The sequence below is a fragment of the Mycobacterium sp. E2462 genome, from assembly GCF_001672685.1.
Lineage (GTDB): Bacteria > Actinomycetota > Actinomycetes > Mycobacteriales > Mycobacteriaceae > Mycobacterium.
The window spans coordinates 1-20,732 of sequence record NZ_LZKC01000484.1 but is presented as its reverse complement, the minus strand read 5'-3'; the positions used below and the strand labels follow the sequence as shown (position 1 = coordinate 20,732).

Here is a 20,732-nt window from a genome sequence, read left to right as displayed (position 1 = left end):
GCCTCCGCCGAAGTCGGCGCCGGGCTGGTACCCCGACCCCGCGGGCGGGGGATCGGACGGCACGGCCGCAAGCCTACGGCTGGAAGGCCGGCAACACCGTGCCGGAATCGCGGATCTCCCAGATGCTGGCCTTGCTGATGCCGTCGAAGTTGATCTTGTCGAGCGTCGCCCGCGAATAGGTGAGGTCGATCGCCACCTGCGTCGAGGTGTTGCCGTACGGGTCGGTCATGGGGAAGGTGCCCTGCACGTTGACGGCGGACGCGTCGGGATAGGTCGCCCGCGCGTACTTGAGGATGTCGATGGTGTCCGTCCGGGCGCCGTCCCTGATCAGCTGCTCGGTGTAGTTGTCGCGGATGGCGAACCGGGCGTCGACCACATCGCCGTTCGGGCCGGGCGCGGCCGTGAAGGTGACCCCGTCCGGCTTCTTGGGGCCGGCCGGCGTCGGGGGTGCCGCCTCGGTGGGCGTCGCCGGCGCGGCCGCGCTGGGACCGACCGACGACGGCATCTGGTCGTCCTTCTTGTCGTTGAAGCCCCAGCTTCGACCGACGATGACGAGCAGCACGAGCACGCCGAGCACGGCCAGGGCCAACGCCGCCTTGCCGGGAACGCCCTTCTTCGGGGGATCGGTGGAAAAGGCCCACTCGCTGGTCCAGCTGGTGCCGTCGAAATACCGCTGCAGACCGTGGCCCACGCCCGCGGGGTCGGGGTACCAGCCCGGCGCCGACTTCGGCGGAGGCGGCGCCTGTTCAGATGGCATCTCTCTATTTTCGTCGTGACGGAGACATCGTTGCTACCCGCGAGCGGCGAAGCTCGCCTCGTGAGCCGCCATTGCTCGTGCCCTTTCAGTCCTCGCGATCCGGCTCGGTCAGTTCCGGCGCGTTCTCGCGGGTCGCCATTCCACCTTCGCGGCCGTGATCCGCGGGGCCGGGGCGACCACCCTTGGGCTCGTCCTCGTCTGACTCTGAATGCTTACCCATCGCCATTCCCCTCGATCGAAAGGTGTACCCGCGGCGGCACCATCGAAGATCCGAGCCAGAACGCTGGGATCCCGAGCACCCGCGGCATCCAGCCTAGGCGCCGAACGCGGGCGACGGCGGCGGGCTCGACCTTGGCGAGGGCGCGCCGGCGCTACTGCGCGGCGCCGGACTCCCGTGCACGGGAACGCTGCCGCCGTGCGACGTGCAGGATCGAGTCGGCGGTCAGGTACACGGCCTTGGTTCGGTCGGCGGCTTCGACGTGCAGGCCCGCGGCGCACCGCAGCACCATCAGTGCCAGCCCGCTATGGGTCGCGTAGGAAACGACGAGCAGGTTCACCCGCTCCGCTGAGCCGTCGAAGGTCATCACGTGTTGCGGGCGTTGCTCCCACCCGGGCCAATTGAAGTCGGGCGGTCGCTGCAGCGGCGACCAGTTGACGCTGATCGCGGAGATCTCGCCGAGGCGAGGAGTCAAACCGGCGATGAGCCCCGGCAGTTCGTTGGCGATGCGGTCGGCGCGGGGCCACCAGGCGCCGTCGATGTCGCCGCCCAACTCGCGGGCGAGGGAGAACCGCACAGGGTTGGCCGGATGCCAACCGCGCAGGGGAATGGTCATCGCCCGGAAACGTGTCGGGAGCGGGAAAGACGGGCGAGCTGCACGGGCGATTCCTTCGGTTGAGGCGCTCGCCGCGCGGACGCGCAGCGTGCGGAGGAATCGCGTTGCCGTGTGGTCATGGTTCGCGCGCCTGCGGTGCGCCCACCGTCGACAACGAAGTCGACAACGAAAAGGCTCACCCACCACGTTACGCCAACAGCATCGGTCCATGCGCCAAGTGGTTCGCAGCGTAGGGTGGCGTCAACAGACAGGGTGGACAACATGGCAATCGACAGCTGGTCCGACGCGTCAGAGATCCATCCGTCGAAGATCCGAGTCGGCGATGTCATCGGGACGCGGCGCCCCACCGGGGTACGCCTGACGGTCAAGATGATCAGCAGTCCGCAGGCGGGCACCCGGTTGTGGACGTTCTTCAGCCAAGACGCCGACGGCCAACAGCGAACCAGCACATTCGGCGAGGACGACATGGTGCGCCGGTACGCCACAGCGTCGTGACGAGGTGATTCGGCGGCCGACTCCCGCTGGATTCCACGCCGATCGCTCGGCCGCGGCTCGGGGTGCGGACCCCGCCGCACCTGCATCGCGGTACCGTTTGGTTCAACCTGCGGCCAGCGGCGCCATGCCGGCCGACGCACTCAGCCCGAGTATCAACGATTAGGTTTGTATCTATGGTCGACGACGGGGGTGACTCCGCCTTCACCTGGCAGGGCCGGCGTGACCAGGTGAGCCGGGTGCACGAGCAGCTCGACGAGCTGGTCGCTGCGCGCGACCAAATGGAGCAGCTGGTCCGGGTCATCGTCCAAATCGGCTCGGACCTGGACCTGGACGTGACGCTGCACCGCATCGTCGACGCGGCCCTGGAGCTCACCGGCGCCCGCTACGGCGCGTTGGGCATCCGCGCGGCCGACGGCAGCCTGGTCTCGTTCGCGCACGTGGGCATCGACGACGACACCGCCCGCCGCCTGGGTGCGCTGCCCGTCGGCGAGGGCGTCCGGTTCAACGACGTCACCGAACATCCGCAGGCCGCCGACCTCGTGTCGCACGGCGCACCCTTCCGGGCGCTGCTCGGCATCCCGATCACCGTGCGGGCGGCAAACTTCGGCAGCCTGTATCTCGCCGACGACCGGCCCGGCCGAATCTTCTCCGACATTCAGGAGGCCGCGGTCAGGGCGATGGCGACGGCGGCGGCGGCGGCCATCGACAACGCGCGGCTGTTCGAGCGGGAACGCGAAGCGGCCAAGTGGACCAAGGCCAGCCGCGAGATCACCACCGCGCTGCTCTCCGGCGCCCCGCAGACCGGGCCGTTGCAACTGATCGTCAACCGAGCGCTCGACCTGGCCGACGCCGAGCAGGCCATCCTGCTGGTGCCGCGGGAATCGGACCTGCCCGCCAACCACGTCGACACCCTGGTGGTGGCCGCTACCGCGGGCCGTTACAGCTCCGAGGTCATCGGCCGCGAGGTGCCCATGGACGGTTCGACCACCGGCGGCGTCGCGCGCCGCGGCCTGCCGTTGATCACCGACTCGTTCCAGTACCCGATCGAGGGCTTCACCGACGTCGGCGAGCGCTCGGCGATCGTCATGCCGCTGATCGCCGATGAGCGGGTGCTCGGCGTCATCGCCGTCGCGCGCCACCCGCTCCAACCGCCATTCGGGGACGACTACCTCGAGTTGGTCAGCGACTTCGCCCGGCACGCCGCGCTCGCCCTCGCGCTGGCGGCCAGCCGTGAGCACGCCCTCAACCAGCAACTCGCGCAGGCCGACACCCTCGACGACGCGTTGCGCGCCGCGGCCGAGGAATTACGCCGCCTGTGGCGGGCGCGGCGCGTGCTGGCCGTGACCTTCCCGACCCGCAGCTCGTCGAGCGAAAACTCTTACGGCGCACCGCAAGTCGTATCCGTGGGGGAGTTCGCCCAATGGGCCGACCTGTCGGCGGAAACGCAGCGAGTGCTGGGCGTGCTGCGCGACGGGGACCTGCTTACGCCGAACGCGACGCGGCCGGGGACGGCGGGCATCGCCTTGCAACACCCCGAGGGGGTGCTGGTCGTCTTGATCGACCTCGCCGAGCAGCGCCCCTTCACCCTCGAGGACCAGACCCTGCTGACGGTGCTGGCGGGGCGGCTCGGGCAGGGTCTGCAGCGGGTCCATCAGGTGGACCAGCAGCGCGAGACCGCCCTGGCGTTGCAGCACGCCATCCTCGGGCCCGCCGAGCTGCCCAACGGGTTCGCGGTGCGTTACCAGGCCGCGAGCCGGCCCCTGCAGGTGGGCGGCGATTGGTACGACGTCGTCGACCTCGAGGACGGGCGCATCGCGATGGTGGTCGGTGACTGCGTGGGTCACGGGCTGGCCGCCGCGACCGTGATGGGCCAGGTGCGCAGCGCGTGTCGCGCGCTGCTGTTCGAAAACCCCAGTCCTGGAGCAGCGTTGGCGGGCATGGACCGTTTCGCGGCGCGGCTGCCGGGCGCCCAGTGCACCACCGCGGTGTGTGCGGTGCTCAACCCCGAAACCGGTGAACTGGTGTACTCCAGCGCGGGCCACCCGCCGCCCATCCTCGTGCACGCCGACGGCGCGACCCGCAAGCTCGACGAGGGCCACACCATCGCGCTGGGAGTGCGGGCCGACTGGCCGCGCCCGGAAGCCCACGTCATCATGCCGCCGCGCTCGACGTTGCTGTTCTACACCGACGGCCTGGTCGAACGCCGGCGCAGCGCCCTCGAGCAGGGCATCTCGCGGGCCACCGAGTTCGTGCAGGAAGGCCGCGCCTCCCGGCTGGACCAGCTGGCCGACCAGATCATGTCCGGCCTCGCGCCCGACGGCGGCTACCAAGACGACGTCGTCCTCTTGCTCTACCGCCACCCGGCCCCGCTGGAACTGGAGTTCCCCGCGGACGTCAGCCATCTCGCGCCGGCGCGCTCGGCGCTGCGCAGCTGGCTGACCCGCGCCCGGATCAGCCCGGACGAGACGATGAACGTGCTCGTCGCCGCGGGGGAGGCCGTCGCCAACGCGATCGAGCACGGGCACCGCAACCATCCGGAGGGCATGATCTGCCTGCGCGGCACGCTCCTGGTCGACCACGTCGAGCTGACCATCAGCGACACCGGTTCCTGGAAGCCGCCGCAGCCGGCCACCAGCCAGCACCGCGGCCGCGGCATCGCGCTGATGCGCGGGCTCATGCAGGACGTCACCATCGACCCCGACACCGACGGAACCACCGTCCACCTATCCGCGAGGATCAGCTGATGGCCACGACGCTCACCCTGGACACCGCGCGCCGCAACACCGGGGAACTCGTCCTGGTCGCGGCGGGGGAGATCGACCTGAGCAACATCGACGCGTTCAACAACGCGCTGGCCTCCGCGAGCGCCGCGGCGGTCGGCACCGGCGAACCGCTGGTCGTCGACCTCAGTGCGGTCGAGTACCTCGACAGCGCCGCCATCAACGCGTTGTTCTTGCGCGCCGACCACATCCAGCTCATCGCCCACCCGCTGTTGATGTCCACGTTCACCATCAGTGGCCTGAGCGAATTGGTGTCCATCAGCGCTGCGCAGCCCAACGGCTAACCCGCCGAATAAATTTGACGGTGTTGGCGTGGGCCGCCCGGCCACCACGGCCAGGCGCCGCATCCCTACCGGCCGCCCAGGCCCTCGGCCAGCTGCGAGATGCCGACCACCGCGAACATGACGAGCAGAATCTGTAGGTGGTGGGCGCGCACCCAGTCGTGCAGCACCTGCAGCAGCGCATGTGTCTTCGCCGGCCTCGCCAGGTAGCCGACGAGGATGACCTCGACGACCGCATACATCAGAGCGATGAACGCGAGCGCGGCCCCGGCCTGCGCCGCCAGGGACGCGCCCGAGGCCGCGATGATCGCGACGATGAACAGCACGCCGTCGACCGGCACGGAGATCATCCCGATCACCCAGGCGACCCACGAGGAACCGTCATCCCACGCGGCGCGGATGCGCCGCAGCAGGCGGCGCAGCGGCGACCCGGCCCCGTCACCGCCGTCGGCGTCCGCGGCGCGGGTCAGCAGTCGGGGGATGGGGATCGCGGTGGGCGCCGGGTCCGCGCCGCCGGTCACCGCAACGGGCGCGCGTCGACGCTGCACCAGGCGCACCGCCACCGCGGCGGCGATCAACAGCCCCACCACACCGAGGCCGATCTGGATATGCCCGAGCGTGGAGCCGCTGCCCCGCGACGCCGACCGGTGCCCGGTCGACCCGAACAGTGATGTGAAGTTGAGCACTGCCAGCGGCAGCAAGAGCTCGGGCACGCAGACCGTGAGACCGCCGGCCCAGTAGGCCAGCAGGCTCGGGCCGGGGCGGGAGCGCGAGATCATCAGGAGGGCGAGTCCGAGCCGGATCGGATTGAGCGCCGCCAGGATGCCCAGACCCAGCACTGACCCCCACATGGCCGCGACTTTACCTGCGCCCGGCGCGGGCGAAGGCTGCCGGCAGTCCGACCCCTGCTGCGGCGCGCCGGCGGACGCGTTGTGCTCGCCTAGATTCTGGACGCGCGAATTGGCATCGTGTGCAATTGGTTTCGGACACACTGCGTGACCTGACTCACACCGGCGGCGGCGCGGGGTTCGAGGTCAGCGATCGGTGTGGCACGGGCGCGGAGACGTCGACGAAAGCCTCGAGGCAAGCTCGGCGATGTTCGGCTACTGTGCGACGCGCGACTGCGACCGCAGTCGGCCATGGGATGGCACGCCGGCGGCGGCCGATGCGGCCAATGCGCCCAATGTAGGCATTGTCGTAGTCGTCAATTCAAGGCCGGGACGATGAGCCATTTCCGGGGAGCCCGAAGGGGCGCTGAGATGAATTCATTGGGTGTCTCGGCTATTCGTGGCGGTGTGCGGTGGCGGGACTGCCGACGCGTCGCGCGTCGGGATCGCGCGGCGGTCTCGTGCGGTGTCTAGCAAAGCGGGCCCTGGGCGCCGCCGCGCTCGTCGGAGCCCCGCCGCGGTCGCTTTCTCGCCCGTTAAGCACAGCGGTTAGCCAACCGGCTCGTCGCCTTGGGGGCACGAAGAGCGTAGGGACGTGCGTACAATAGCTAACTCTCTGCAATCCGTTTTGCCAGAACGAATTTCGCATGTTTCAATGACAAAGATGCGGGTAACCGTCGGCCGTGGATCACGCCTTGGCCAACCGCATGGCCAGCCCAAATCGGGTGCGCTGGTCCGCCAACGGCAACACGGGCCGAAAGTGGAACGCCTGTAGCGCTTTTGACGTCGTAGTTAATTGTGCGATCCAAGGTAGGTCAAGGACGGCTTCGGTGCAGATCACCTCACGAGGTCCAGTCCCACGACCGCGCTCGCATTCGTCGTCACCGGCCCGGCGGCCGTCTCGACATACGCGCCGAGCCTAAGCGGCTCAATCCACAGCTCTGGCAAGGCCACCCGTGCCGCGCACAGCTCACTCTCATCTTGTGTCGGTATGAAGGGGTCGTACGTTGCAGGTCCATCCGTTCGACGACGGCAGCGATCAATTTGTCGTCTTGGTCAATAACGAGGTACAGCACGGTGATTGGTACGTCCCTGCCGCGGTTGCGGACGCGCATCCGATGACTCCCGGTCATCGCCCGCTGGAACGGATTTGGCCCGATGTCCGGCCGCAAAGTGTGACCGACACGCTGGTCCTGACCGTTTTGCCTGAGTAGACCGATGTCGGTAAGAAGGATCCGGTGAAACGTGGGGGGACGCAGTGACGCTTGATGACCGGGCACTTCCGCTGACGCGGGGCCAGCTGGATATCTGGCTGGCGCAGCAAACCGGCCAGTTCGATGTGGCTTGGCAGCTGGGCGTGCTGGTGCGGATCGAGGGCGCGATCGAACCCACGCTGCTGCATCAGGCGATGCGCCAGGTGGTGGCCGAGGCCGAGTCGCTTCGGGCCTCCTTCTTCGAAGTCGACGGCCAGGTGTTCCAGAAGGCCGCGGAGCCCAACGACGTCGACCTGCTCTTCTACGACCTCACCGAGTCCGCCGACCCCGAGCGAGAGGTCCGCGAAACCGCAGCCGCGATCCAGCGCACGCCGATGCCGCTGACCGGCCCGATGATCAAGTTCTCGCTGTTCCGGACGCGCGCCGACGAGTACTACTGGTTCACGGTCTGTCACCACATCGCCATGGACGGCATGGGCATCGCGCTCATCGGCCGGCGTATCGCGGCCATCTACTCCGCCCTCGTCGCCGGCGAACCCGCCTCTCCCGCCTTCTTCGGTTCGCTGCGCGACTTGGTCGGCAGCGAGCTGGACTACGAGGCATCCCCGAAATTCGTTGACGACCAACAGTATTGGTCTGCACACCAGCCTTCGGGAAGCGGGCCCGATTACCCGGTGACCGCGGTCGACGACGGGCGCGACCCGTACATGCCTTCTCCGCCAGTGCAATTGGACGAGTCGATCATCGGCAAGGTCAAGGAGCTGTCGAAATCGCTGCGGATCCGGCGGTCGTCGGTGCTCACGGCGGCCTGCGCGCTGCTGGTGCGGGGGTGGAGCGCCGGAGGCGGTGACGAGGTCGTCCTCGACTTCCCCGTCAGCCGGCGGACGGACCCCGAAGCCAAGACCCACCCCGGCATGCTCGCCGGGGTGGTGCCCCTGGTGCTCGACGCGGCGCCGCGGACTACCTTTGCCGATTTCTGCCGGCAGGTCGACCAGCGCTCGCGAGAAGCGTTGCGGCATCAGCTTTTTCCCACGCGGACGCTGGAGGGTGAGGGTGGATTCGCCGGCCCGCGACAGGCGCCCAATCGCGTCGTCGTCAACTTCGTGCCCGCCCGTCTGACCCTGAGCCTGGGCGGTGTGCCGGCGACCGCGACCTACACCAGCTTCGGCCCGGTGGGCCACTTCGGGCTGTTCTTCCTGGGCTTCGGCGACCAGCAATACCTGAGCACGGTGGGCACCGGGCAACCGTTCGCGAACTTCGACGCCGCCGATCTCGGGTCGCGGCTGCAGCGGGTGTTGGCGGCCATGGTGGCCGACCCGCAGCGGCGGTTGTCGTCGTTGGACGTCCTCGACGCCGATGAGCGCGCCGGGCTGGACGGCATCGGCAACCGCGCGGTCCTGGGCGGCGGATCCGGCGCGCCGGTGTCGGTGGCGGAGTTGTTCGCCATGCACGCGGCGCGCACCCCCGAGGCGGTCGCGCTGGTGCACGAGGACCGACGCCTGACCTACCGGGAGCTCGACGAAGCGTCAAACCGCCTGGCGCGCACGCTGATCGAACGCGGCGTGGCGGCGGGGGACTACGTCGCGCTGCTGTTGCCGCGCTCGCCCGAGGCGATCGTGTCGATCCTCGCGGTGCTCAAGACCGGCGCGGCGTATCTGCCGATCGAACCGGCCTCGCCGGACTCCCGCATCGACTTCATGCTCGCCGACGCCGCTCCCGTGGCCGCGGTCAGTACGGCCGCCCTGGCCGACCGGCTCGACGGCCACGACATCGCGATCATCGACGTCGCCGACCCGCGCGTCGACGCCCAGCCCGGCACGGCGCAGCCCCCGCCCGACCCGGCGAACGTCGCCTACCTGATCTACACCTCGGGCACCACCGGGACCCCCAAGGGCGTGGCCGTCACCAATCACAACGTCACCCAGCTGATGACGTCGTTGGGCGCCGGCCTGCCCGCCGCGGGCGTCTGGTCGCAGTGCCACTCCTATGCGTTCGACGTTTCGGTGTGGGAGATCTTCGGCGCGCTGCTGCGCGGCGGCCGCGTCGTGGTGGTCTCCGAAGACGTGGCGCGATCGCCCGAGGACCTGCACGAGGTGCTGGTCGCCGAAGAGGTCGACATGCTCACGCAGACCCCGTCGGCCGTCGCGATGCTCGCGCCCGAGGGGCTCGACGCGGTGACCCTGGCCGTGGTCGGTGAGGCCTGCCCGGCGGAGGTCGTGGACCAGTGGGCGCCCCGCCGCGTGATGGTGAACGCCTACGGCCCGACCGAGACGACGATGTGCGTGGCGATCAGCGCCCCGCTGGCACCGGGATCCGGCACGCCCCCCATCGGTCAGCCGGTGCCGCAGGCCGCGCTGTTCGCGCTCGACCCCTGGCTGCGGCCGGTGCCGCAGGGCGTCGCCGGAGAGCTGTACGTCGCCGGTGACGGCGTGACGGCCGGCTACGTGGGACGGGCCGGACTGACCGGTTCGCGCTTCGTGGCGTGCCCGTTCGGTGAACCCGGGGCGCGGATGTACCGCACGGGTGACCTGGTGAGCTGGGGCGCCGACGGTCAGCTGCGCTACCTGGGCCGCGCCGACGAGCAGGTCAAGATCCGCGGTTACCGCATCGAACTGGGCGAGATCCAGGCCGCGCTGGCCGCGCTCGAGGGCGTCGAGCAGGCGGTCGTCATCGCCCGCGAGGACCGGCCCGGCGATAAGCGGCTGGTCGGTTACGTCACCGGCACCGTCGACCCGGCGCAGGCGCGCGCGGCGCTCGCCGAGCGCCTCCCGGCCTACATGGTGCCGACCGCGGTGGTCGGCCTCGACGCGTTCCCCCTCACCGTCAACGGCAAGCTCGACACCCGCGCCCTGCCCGCCCCCGAGTACACCGCGCGGGAATACCGGGCGCCCGGCAACGCGGTCGAGGAGATCCTGGCCGGCATCTACGCCGAGGTGCTCGGCGTCGACCGGGTCGGCGTCGACGAATCGTTCTTCGAGCTCGGCGGCGACAGCATCCTGTCGTTGCAGGTGGTCGCCCGGGCGCGCGCCGCCGGGCTGACGTGCCGACCGCGCGACGTCTTCGTCGATCAGACGGTCGCCCGGCTGGCCCGGGTCGCCGCCGTCACCGGCGGCGCCGACGGCGTCGTCGACGAGGGCGTCGGGCCGGTGCTCGCCACCCCGATCATGCGGTGGCTGCAAACCACGCCCGGCCCCATCGACGAGTTCAACCAGACGGTGATGGTGCAGGCGCCCGCCGGCGTGACCGAGGCCGAGGTGGCAGTCCTGCTGCAGGCGTTGATCGACCGGCACCCCATGCTGCGGCTGCGGGTCGACGCCGACGACGCCGACGACGCCGACGACGCCGGCGGCTGGTCGCTGCAGGCGCCCGAGGCCGGCGCGGTGCACGCGCAGGACTGCCTGCGATCGGTCGCGGAGTTGTCCGACGCGGCGCTGCTGCAGGCGCGGTCGCGGCTGAACCCGGCCGCCGGGGCGATGCTGTCCGCGGTGTGGGTCGAGTCCACCGGTCAACTGGCCGTCATCATCCACCACCTGGCCGTCGACGCGGTGTCGTGGTGGATTCTGTTGGAAGACTTGAACATCGCATGGGCGCTGCACCGCGCCGGGCAGCCGGTCGAGCTGCCCGCGGCGGGCACGTCGTTCGCCCGGTGGGCCACGCTGCTCGACGAGCACGCGCGCCGGCCCGAGGTCGTCCGGCAGCTCGGCGCGTGGAAGAAGGTGGCGGCGACCCCCGCCGCCCTGCCCGCCGCGCGGCCCGAGGCCGACACCTACGCGACCGCCGGGCGGTTGTCGGTGGAGCTGGACGCCGAGACCACCGCCATCCTGCTCGGCGAGGTGCCGACGGCGTTCCACGCCGGCATCCAGGACATCCTGTTGATCGCGTTCGCGCTGGCGTGGGCGGAGTTCCTCGGTGACGCCGCCGCGCCGATCGGCATCGACGTCGAGGGCCACGGCCGCCACGAGGAACTCGCCGCCGACGTCGACCTGTCGCGCACGGTCGGGTGGTTCACCACCAAGTACCCGGTGTCGCTGAACGTCGCGGGCGCCCTGGCGGGGCTGGACTGGGCGCAGATCGCCGGCGGCGACCCCGCGCTCGGCGCCGTCGTCAAATACGCCAAGGAGCAGCTGCGGGCGCTGCCGGACCCGGTGACCTACGGGCTGCTGCGTTACCTCAACGGCGAGGTCGACCTCGCCGGGCCGGACCCGACCATCGCCTTCAACTACCTCGGGCGCCAGGGCGCGGCCGGCGAGGCGCCGGCCGCCGGCTGGACGATCAGCCAGGACGGCCTTTCGCACATCGGCGTCGCCGCCGCGGTGCCGATGCCGCTGATGCACACCGTCGAACTCAACGCCGGCACCATCGACACCGGCGCCGGACCACACCTGCACGCCGAATGGACGTGGGCGCCTTCGGTTCTCGATGCCGCGCAGGTCACCGTGTTGAGCCGGCTGTGGTTCGAGGCGCTGACCGGCGTGTGCGCTCACGTGCGCGCCGGCGGCGGCGGGTTGACCCCGTCGGACATCGCGCCGGCCCGGTTGAGCCAGCAGGAGATCGACGAGCTGCAACGCCAGCACCACATCGCCGACATCCTGCCGCTGACCCCGCTGCAGCAGGGGCTGCTGTTCCACTCCAGCACCGCCCAGGACAGCGACGACATGTACGCGGTGCAGCTGGACTTCACGCTCACCGGACCGCTGGACCCCGACCGGCTGCACGACGCCGTCCGCACGGTCGTCAACCGCCACCCGCACCTGGCCGCGCTGTTCTGCGAGCGTTACGACGAGCCGGTGCAGATCATCCCCGCGGACCCGGCGGTCGGGTGGCGCTACCTAGACCTCGACGGCACCGCGCCGGCCGAGGCCGACCAGCTGATCGACGAGCTCTCGGCGTCCGAGCGGGCCGCCGTGCGCGACCTGACGGGCCAGGCGGCGTTTCGTGTCGCCCTGATCCGCACCGCCGACCGTGCGCACCGGTTCCTGCTGACCAACCACCACATCCTGCTCGACGGCTGGTCGCTGCCGATCCTGCTGCGCGAGATCTTCACCAGCTACTACGGGGAGCGGCTGCCGGCCGCCGGTTCCTACCGGACGTTCTTGACGTGGCTGGCCGACCGGGACCTCGACGCCGCCCGCGACGCCTGGGGACAGGTGCTGTCCGGGTTCGAGACGCCCACCCTGGTCGGGCCGCAGGACCGGTTGGGCCAGGGGCGGCGGGGCTTCGAGAAGTCCCGGGTGCCCGAGCACATCACGCGGGCCCTCGGCGAGCTGGCCCGCTCGTGCCACACCACCGTCAGCACCGTCCTGCAGGCGGCCTGGGCCGTGGTGCTGACCTCGCTGACCGGCCAGCACGACGTCGTCTTCGGGACCCCGCGGTCGCGCGTCGGCCAGGAGGTCGATGACGCCGAATCGATGGTCGGGCTGCTGATCAACACGGTGCCGGTGCGCGCCGACATCCGCGCGACCACCACCACGGTCGAACTGCTCGCCCAGATGCAGGCCAACCACAACGACGCGCTCGAGCACCAACACCTGGCCCTCAGCGAGATCCACCGGGTCACCGGCCACGACCAGCTCTTCGACACGCTGTTCGTCTACGAGAACTACCCGGTCGAGGACGGCATGACGCTGGGCGCCGACGGGCTGGCCATCGCCGACATCACCAACCGCGAGTACAACCACTACCCGCTGACCGTGGAGGCACTGCCCGGCGCCGAGCTCGGCCTGCACGTGGAATACGACGCCGACGTGTTCGACACCGCCGGTATCGCGTCGCTGCTCGCGCGCTTCCAGCGCGTCCTGGAGGCGATGACGAGCGATCCGGGCCGCCGGCTCTCCACGGTCGAGCTGCTCGACCGCGACGAGCGGGAGCTGGTGCTCTCGCGGCTGTCCGGCGCCGGCACCACCGGGCCGGTCGGGGTGGCGCCGGAGCTGCTCGCGGAGGCGCTGACGATCGCCCCGGATGCGCCGGCGGTCATCGACGGTGGGCGCGAGCTGTCCTACCGCGACCTCGACGAGTGGTCGACGCGGTTGGCGCGGGTGCTGATCGACGCGGGCGTGGGCCCCGAGCGCGCCGTGGGCGTGGCGGTGGGTCGCAGCGCCGAGCTGGTGGTCGCCTGGTGGGCCGTGGTCAAGGCCGGCGGCATCCACGCGCCGGTGGACCTCGACCACCCGGTGGAGCGGGTCGCCGCGGTGCTCAACGCCGTCGACGCGGTGTGCGTGCTGGCGCGCGGCACCGACGAGGTCGCCGGCGCCGGGACCCGCCCGGTCGTGCGGATCGACGGGCTGGACCTGTCCGCGCGGGCCGCGGGGGAGCTCACCGACGCCGACCGCCTGGCGCCGCTGACCCCGCGCAACACCGCCTATGTGATCTTCACGTCGGGTTCGACCGGCACCCCGAAGGGCGTCATGGTCAGCCACCTGGGTCTGCGGGGATGGGCTGCGGCGCAATGCAAGTCATGCGACTTGACCTCCGACACGCGGGTGCTGATGGTGGCGTCGCCGACCTTCGACGCCTCGGTCGGCGAGATGCTGCTCGCCGCCGCGTCCGGCGCCGCGCTGGTCGTGGCCCCGCCGCAGGTGTACGCCGGTGAGCCGCTGACCGCCCTGCTGCAAAGCCAGCGGGTCAACGCGGCCTTCATGACTCCCACGGTGCTGTCGTCGCTGGACCGCGCCCGGCTCGCCGACTTCGACAAGCTGATGGTCGGCGGCGAGGCGTGCCCCAAGGAGCTGGTGGCCGCGTGGGCGCCCGGTCGGCGGCTGTTCAACGTCTACGGCCCCAGCGAGGCGACGGTATGGGTCACCTCCAGCGCGCCGCTGTCGGCCGACAGCCCGGTCCGCATCGGCACCCCGCTGCCCGGGGTGTGCGCGGTCGTGCTGGACGCCTGGTTGAAGCCGGTCCCGGTGTGCGTGGTGGGCGAGCTGTACCTGAGCGGCCCGGCGCTCGCGCACGGCTACATGGGCCGGGTGGACCTGACCGCGGAACGCTTCGTGGCCAACCCCTTCGCCGATCCCTCCAGCGGTGCCGGGACCCGCATGTACCGCACCGGAGACTTGGTGCGCTGGACCCGCGACGGCGACCTGGACTTCGTTGGCCGCGCCGACAGCCAGATCAAGCTGCGCGGTCAGCGCATCGAGTTGGGCGAGATCGAGAACACGTTGCTGGCCTGCCCGCAGGTCACCCAGGCCGCCGTCACCGTGCTCGACGGCGCCACCGGCTCCCACTTGGTCGCTTACGTGACGCTCGACCACACCCTCGGTGCCGACCACGACGAGGGCAACGTCGAGGAGTGGCAACACCTTTACGACGACCTCTACGGCGCGGACCTCGAGTCCGGTTTCGGGATGGACTTCCGCGGCTGGAACAGCAGCTACAGCGGTGACCCGATCCCGCTCGAGGAGATGGTCGAGTGGCGTGCCGCCACCGTGCAGCGGATCAGCGCCCTGCGGCCGCGGCGCGTCCTCGAGATCGGCGCCGGCTCGGGCCTGTTGCTGTCACAGGTCGCGCCGCTCGCGGAAGAATATGTGGCGACGGACTTTTCGCCGGTGGCGATCGACAACCTGGCCCGCTCGATGGAGCGGCTGCAGCTGCCCTGGCGTGACCGGGTCCAGTTGCACACGCAACCCGCGCACGTCATCGACGGGCTGCCGCGCGGCCACTTCGACACCATCATCGTCAACTCGGTCGTCCAGTACTTCCCGAACGCCGGTTACCTGGCCGAGGTCATCGACAACGCCATGGAGTTGCTCGCGCCGGGCGGAGCGCTGTTCATCGGTGACGTTCGCAACCACGCCCTGCAGGGTGCGTTCCAGACGGCCATCGCGCTGGCCCGGGGCGGCAGCGCCGCCACCGAGGCGGCCGACCTGCGCCAACGGGTCCGCCACGCGATGCTCGGTGAGACGGAATTGCTCTTGGCGCCAGAGTTTTTCACCACCTGGGCGGTCAGCTGCCCGGTGGCCGGCGGCGTCGACATTCAGGTCAAGCGCGGGTTCTCCGACAACGAGCTGAACCGGTATCGCTACGACGTCGTCATCCGCAAAGCGCCCGCGGCCGTGCGGTCCGTGGCGGACGCGCCCACCTGGTCGTGGACCGAATGCGGGGGCCGCGACGGCCTGCGCGACGTGCTGGCGTCCCAGCGTCCCGCCGTCGTCCGCGTTACCGACGTCCCGCAGGCCGGGGTCGCCGCGGACGTGCGCATCGAAAAGGCGCTCGCCGCAGGCCAACCCGTGGCCGAAGCGCTCGCCGAGGCGGACGCCGTCACCGACGCCGCCGTGGCCGAGGAACTGCACCGCATCGGCGAATCCGTCGGATACCGCGTCGCGGTGACGTGGGGCGCCGATCCGGGCACGCTGAGCGCGGTCTTCGTCGGCGCCGACGACACCGCCGCGCTGACCGACCTGTACCTGCCGCCCACCGGTCACCGGCGGCGCACCAGCCACGCCAACGACCCGCGCACCAACACCAAGATCGGTGAGATCCGCGAGCGCCTGAGCGCGTGGCTGCCGGAGTACATGGTGCCGACGCACATCGTGGCGCTCGAGGAATTCCCGATGACCACGTCGGGCAAGCTCGACCGAAAAGCGTTGCCGGAGCCGGAATATCAAGACGTGGACCGGTACCGCGCCCCGTCCACGGCGGCCGAGGAAATTCTGGTCGGCATCTACGCCCAGGTGCTCGGGCTGGAGCGCGTCGGCGTCGACGACTCGTTCTTCGATCTCGGCGGTGACTCGCTGTCGGCGATGCGCCTAATCGCCGCCGTCAACACCAGCCTGAGCTCCGACCTGGGGGTGCGGGCCGTGTTCGAGGCGCCGACCCCCGCCCAGCTGGCGCTGCTGGCCGGCGGGGACGCCGACCGGCCCGAGCCGTTGGTGGTGGGGGAGCGGCCCGCGGTGATCCCGCTGTCGTTCGCCCAGACCCGGCTGTGGTTCATCGACCAATTCCAAGGCCCCTCACCGATTTACAACGTCACCGTCGCGTTGCGGCTGCGCGGGCACCTCGACGCCGCCGCGCTGGCCGCGGCGCTGGCCGACGTCGTGGGCCGCCACGAGAGCCTGCGCACCGTGTTCGCCGCCTCCGACGGCGTCCCGCAGCAGGTGGTGATTCCCGCAGAGCGGATCGGCTTCGCGTGCGAGGTCGTCGACGCCCGCGGCTGGCCCGAGGAGCGGCTGCGCGAGCGAATGTCAGCGGCGGCCCAGTACGCGTTCGACCTGTCCAGCGAAAGCCCGCTGCACACCGAGCTTTTCGCGCTCAGCGACGACGAACACATGCTGGTGGTGGCGGTGCACCACATCGCGGCCGACGGCTGGTCGATCACGCCGTTCGCGCGCGACCTCGGCGTGGCCTACGCCAGCCGGTGCGCGGGGCAGGCCCCCGACTGGGCGCCGCTGGCGGTGCAGTACGTCGACTACACGCTGTGGCAGCGCGCCTACCTCGGCGACGTCGACGACAGCGGCAGCCGCATCGCCGCGCAACTCGACTTCTGGGCCGACGCCCTCGCCGGGCTGCCGGAGCGCCTGCAACTGCCCACCGACCGGCCCTACCCGCCGGTCGCCGACCATCGCGGCGCGCGACTGGCCGCCGACTGGCCCGCCGAGCTGCAACAGCAATTGCACCGGGTGGCGCGCGAGCACAACGCGACCAGCTTCATGGTGATCCAGGCGGCGTTCGCCGCGCTGCTCGCCAAGATCAGCGCGAGTCCCGACGTGGCGATCGGCTTCCCGATCGCCGGGCGCTCGGAGGCGGCGCTCGACGACCTGATCGGGTTCTTCGTCAACACCCTGGTGCTGCGGGTCGACCTGACGGAGCTGGGCGGGGACCCCACCTTCGCCGAACTGCTGGCCCAGGTGCGCCGGCGCAGCCTCGCCGCGTTCGAGCACCAGGACGTGCCGTTCGAGCTGCTGGTGGAGCGGCTCAACCCGGCCCGCAGCCTGACCCATCACCCGCTGATCCAGGTGCTGTTGGGCTGGGAGAACTTCCCCGGCGAGGTCACCGCGCCCGCTGGCGGCCTGGCCCTGGGCGACCTGCAGGTCACGCCGCTGCCGGTGCACACCGACACCGCCCGCATGGATCTGACGTTCTCGCTGGCCGAGCGCTTCACCGAGTCCGGCCAGCGGGCCGGCATCGCGGTGACGGCGGAGTACCGCACCGACGTGTACGACGCCGAGACCGTCGAGGCGTTGATCGAACGGCTGCAGCGGCTGCTGACGGCCGTCACGGCGGAGCCGGAGCGCCGGCTGTCCTCGGTGGACCTGCTGGACCCGGCCGAGCACGCCCGGTTGGCCGCCTGGGGCAACCAGGGCGTCCTCGCCGAGCCGGTCACGCCGGTGTCGGTGGCGGAACTGTTCGCCGCGCAGGCGGCCCGCACGCCTGACGCGGTCGCGCTGACGTTCACGGACCGGTCGATGACCTACCGGGAGCTCGACGAGGCGGCCAACCGGTTGGCGCACCTGCTGATCGACCGCGGGGCGGGCCCCGGCGCGTCGGTGGCGCTGATGTTCCCCCGCTCGGACGAGGCGATCGTGGCCATCGTGGCGGCGCTCAAGTCCGGGGCGGCCTACCTGCCGATCGATCCCGCGCTCCCGGCCGCCCGCGTCGAGTTCATGCTCGGCGACGCCGCGCCGGTGGCGGTCGTCACCTCGGCCGCGCTGGCCGACCGGTTCGACGGGTTGGAGCTGCCGGTCCTCGACGTGGCCGACCCCGTGGTGGCGGCCCAGCCCGCCGCGGCGCCGCCCGCGCCGGCGCCGACGGACCTCGCCCACATCATCTACACCTCCGGGACCACCGGCGTGCCCAAAGGCGTTGCCGTCACCCAGCACAACGTGGCCCAGCTGTTCGACGCGCTGCGGATCGGCATCGAGCTGTCGCCGCAACAGGTGTGGACGCAGTTCCACTCGTATTCCTTCGACTTCTCCGTGTGGGAGATCTGGGGCGCGCTGCTGCACGGCGGTCGCCTGGTGGTGGTGCCCGACGCGGCGGCCCGATCGCCGGAAGAGTTCCACGCGCTGCTGATTCGCGAAGGCGTCACCGTCTTGACCCAGACCCCGTCGGCGGTGGGCGTGCTGCCCACCGACGGCCTGGACGGGGCGGCGCTGGTGATCGGCGCCGAGCCCTGCCCGCCCGAACTCGTCGACCGCTGGGCGCCGAACCGGGTGATGGTCAACGTCTACGGCCCCACCGAGACCACCATGTGGGCGTGCAAGAGCGCGCCGCTGCAGGCCGGTTCGGGTTTCCCGCCGATCGGTGCTCCGGTGACCCGCGCGGCGTTCTTCGTCCTCGACGAGTGGCTGCGGCCGGTGCCCGCCGGCGTGGTCGGCGAGCTGTACCTCGCCGGCGCCGGGGTCGGCGTCGGGTACTGGCGCCGCTCCGCGCTGACGGCGTCGCGATTCCTGGCGTGCCCCTTCGGCGAACGGGGAGCGCGGATGTACCGCACCGGCGACCTGGTCTGCTGGGGCCCCGACGGTCAGCTGCGCTACCTGGGCCGCGCCGACGAGCAGGTCAAGGTCCGCGGCTACCGCATCGAACTCGGCGAGATCCAGGCCGCCCTGGCCGCCATCGACGGCGTCGAGCAGGCCGTCGTCGTCGCCCGCGAGGACCGCCACGGCGACAAGCGGCTGGTCGGCTATGTCACCGGCTCGGCCGACGTCGCCAAGGCCCGCGCCGCGCTGGCCGAGCGGCTGCCCGCCTACATGGTCCCCACCGCGGTGGTCGCGCTGGACGCGCTGCCGGTGACCGTCAACGGCAAGCTCGACACCCGCGCGCTGCCGGCGCCCGACTACCGCGACGCCGACACCTACCGCGCCCCGAGCACCGCGATCGAGGAGATCCTGACCGGCATCTACGCCCAGATCCTGGGCGTGGACCGGGTGGGCGTCGACGACTCGTTCTTCGACCTCGGCGGCGACTCGCTGTCCACGATGCGCCTGATCACCGCGATCAACGCCGCGCTGGGATCCGACCTGCCGGTGCGCATCGTGTTCGAGGCGCCCACCATCGCCCAGCTGGCGCCGCGGATCACCGAGAGCGCGGGCCGCCTGGAGCCGCTGGTTGCCGGCGAGCGCCCGGACGTGGTCCCGCTGTCCTTCGCGCAGAACCGGCTGTGGTTCATCGACCAATTCCAGGGTCCCTCACCGCTGTACAACATGGCGGCCGCGCTGCGGCTGCGCGGCCAGCTCGACGCCGACGCCCTGGGCGCGGCCCTGGCCGACGTGGTGGCCCGCCACGAGAGCCTGCGCACGCTGTTCCCGTCGCACGAAGGCACCCCGCAACAGCTGGTGGCGCCGGTCGAGCGCGCCGAATTCGGCTGGGACGTCGTCGACGCGACCGACTGGCCGGCCGACCGACTCGACGAGGCCGTCACGGCGGCGACGCGCCACACCTTCCACCTGGCGTCCGAAATCCCCATGCAGGCACGGCTTTTCGCCGTCGCCGCCGACGAGCACGTCCTGGTAATCGTGGTGCACCACATCGCCGCGGACGGCCTGTCGCTGGCGCCGCTGGGCGCCGACCTGAGCGCGGCCTACGCCAGCCGCTGCGCCGGCCAGGCGCCCGACTGGGCCGACCTGCCCGTCCAGTACGTCGACTACACCCTGTGGCAGCGCGCCCAGTTCGGCGACATCGAGGACCGGGACAGCCGCATCGGCGCCCAGCTCGCCTACTGGGAAGACGCGCTCGCGGGCATGCCCGAGCGGCTGCAACTGCCCACCGATCGGCCCTACCCGCCGGTGGCCGACCAGCGCGGCGACAGCGTGGTCGTGGACTGGCCGGCCGAACTGCAGCAGCAGGTCCGCCGCGTGGCGCGCGAGCACAACGCGACCAGCTTCATGGTGGTGCAGGCCGCGCTGGCGGTGCTGCTGTCCAAGTTGAGCGCGAACAACGATGTGGCCGTGGGCTTCCCGATCGCCGGGCGGCGCGACCCCGCGCTCGACGCGCTGGTCGGCTTCTTCGTCAACACCCTCGTGCTGCGGGTCGACCTGGCCGGTGACCCCAGCTTCACCGAACTGCTCGGGCGGGTGCAGGCCCGCAGCCTGGCGGCGTTCGAGCACCAGGACGTGCCGTTCGAGGTGCTCGTCGAGCGGGTCAACCCGACGCGCAGCCTGACGCACCACCCGCTGGTCCAGGTGATGCTGGCCTGGCAGAACTTCACCGGGCACGACGACCCGTCGGCGGCGTTGGCGCTGCCGGGCCTGGAGGTCACCTCCGTGCCGGTGCACGACCAGTCGGCCCGCATGGACCTGGTGTTCTCCCTCGCCGAGCGGTGGACCGCAGCCGGTGCGGCCGCCGGGATCGGCGGCCGGGTCGAGTTCCGCACCGACGTGTTCGACGCGGCGAGTGTCGAGGCGCTGATCGGGCGGCTGCAGCGGGTGCTGCTGGCCATGACCGCCGACCCGGCGCAGCCGGTGTCCGCGGTGGACCTGCTCGACGCCGGCGAGCGCGCGCGCCTCGACGCCCTGGGCAACCGGGCCGTGCTGGCCGCGCCGGCGCCGGCGCCGC

General features: G+C 71.2%; 8 protein-coding genes. 5 read left to right on the top strand and 3 right to left on the bottom strand.

From position 1 onward, the window contains the following. Positions 1–73: 73 nt before the first annotated feature. Entirely contained in the window at positions 74–757 is a 684-nt protein-coding gene (locus tag A5714_RS24875) for a DUF2510 domain-containing protein (protein WP_068074494.1), read from the bottom strand. A 371-nt stretch (positions 758–1,128) separates the two neighbouring features. Beyond that, on the bottom strand, positions 1,129–1,590 hold the full coding sequence (locus A5714_RS24870) for a DUF5994 family protein (protein WP_068074491.1): 462 nt from the start codon (positions 1,588–1,590) through the stop codon (positions 1,129–1,131). A 261-nt stretch (positions 1,591–1,851) separates the two neighbouring features. Here A5714_RS24870 and A5714_RS24865 point away from each other — a divergent pair, with 261 nt between their 5' ends. From A5714_RS24865 to A5714_RS24855, 3 genes are all read left to right on the top strand, one after another. Beyond that, a complete protein-coding gene (locus tag A5714_RS24865; protein WP_068289936.1) occupies positions 1,852–2,085 on the top strand; it encodes a hypothetical protein in 234 nt (77 codons plus the stop codon). Between the two features lie 173 nt (positions 2,086–2,258). Beyond that, the gene (locus tag A5714_RS24860; RefSeq protein ID WP_068289928.1) at positions 2,259–4,829 is read left to right on the top strand and encodes a SpoIIE family protein phosphatase; all 2,571 of its coding nucleotides are present in this window, start codon (positions 2,259–2,261) and stop codon (positions 4,827–4,829) included. Next, entirely contained in the window at positions 4,829–5,149 is a 321-nt protein-coding gene (locus A5714_RS24855; RefSeq protein WP_068074485.1) for an STAS domain-containing protein, read from the top strand. The genes A5714_RS24860 and A5714_RS24855 overlap by 1 nt, the downstream gene beginning before the upstream one ends. Before the next feature lie 65 nt (positions 5,150–5,214). On the opposite strand, the gene A5714_RS24850 is transcribed toward A5714_RS24855, so the two are convergent. Further along, positions 5,215–5,997 carry a GAP family protein gene (locus A5714_RS24850; RefSeq protein ID WP_068289926.1) on the bottom strand — a complete coding sequence of 261 codons (783 nt, stop codon included), beginning with the start codon at positions 5,995–5,997 and terminating at the stop codon, positions 5,215–5,217. 1,043 nt (positions 5,998–7,040) lie between these two features. On the opposite strand from A5714_RS24850, the gene A5714_RS24845 reads away from it, so the two are divergent. Together A5714_RS24845 and A5714_RS24840 are read left to right on the top strand one after the other, a co-directional pair. Then, positions 7,041–7,247, top strand: a complete 207-nt coding sequence (locus tag A5714_RS24845) for an MbtH family NRPS accessory protein (protein WP_068289923.1) — start codon at positions 7,041–7,043, stop codon at positions 7,245–7,247. A gap of 44 nt (positions 7,248–7,291) precedes the next feature. Then, on the top strand, positions 7,292–20,732 hold a 13,441-nt coding region (locus tag A5714_RS24840; RefSeq protein ID WP_156747494.1), incomplete at its 3' end, for a non-ribosomal peptide synthetase.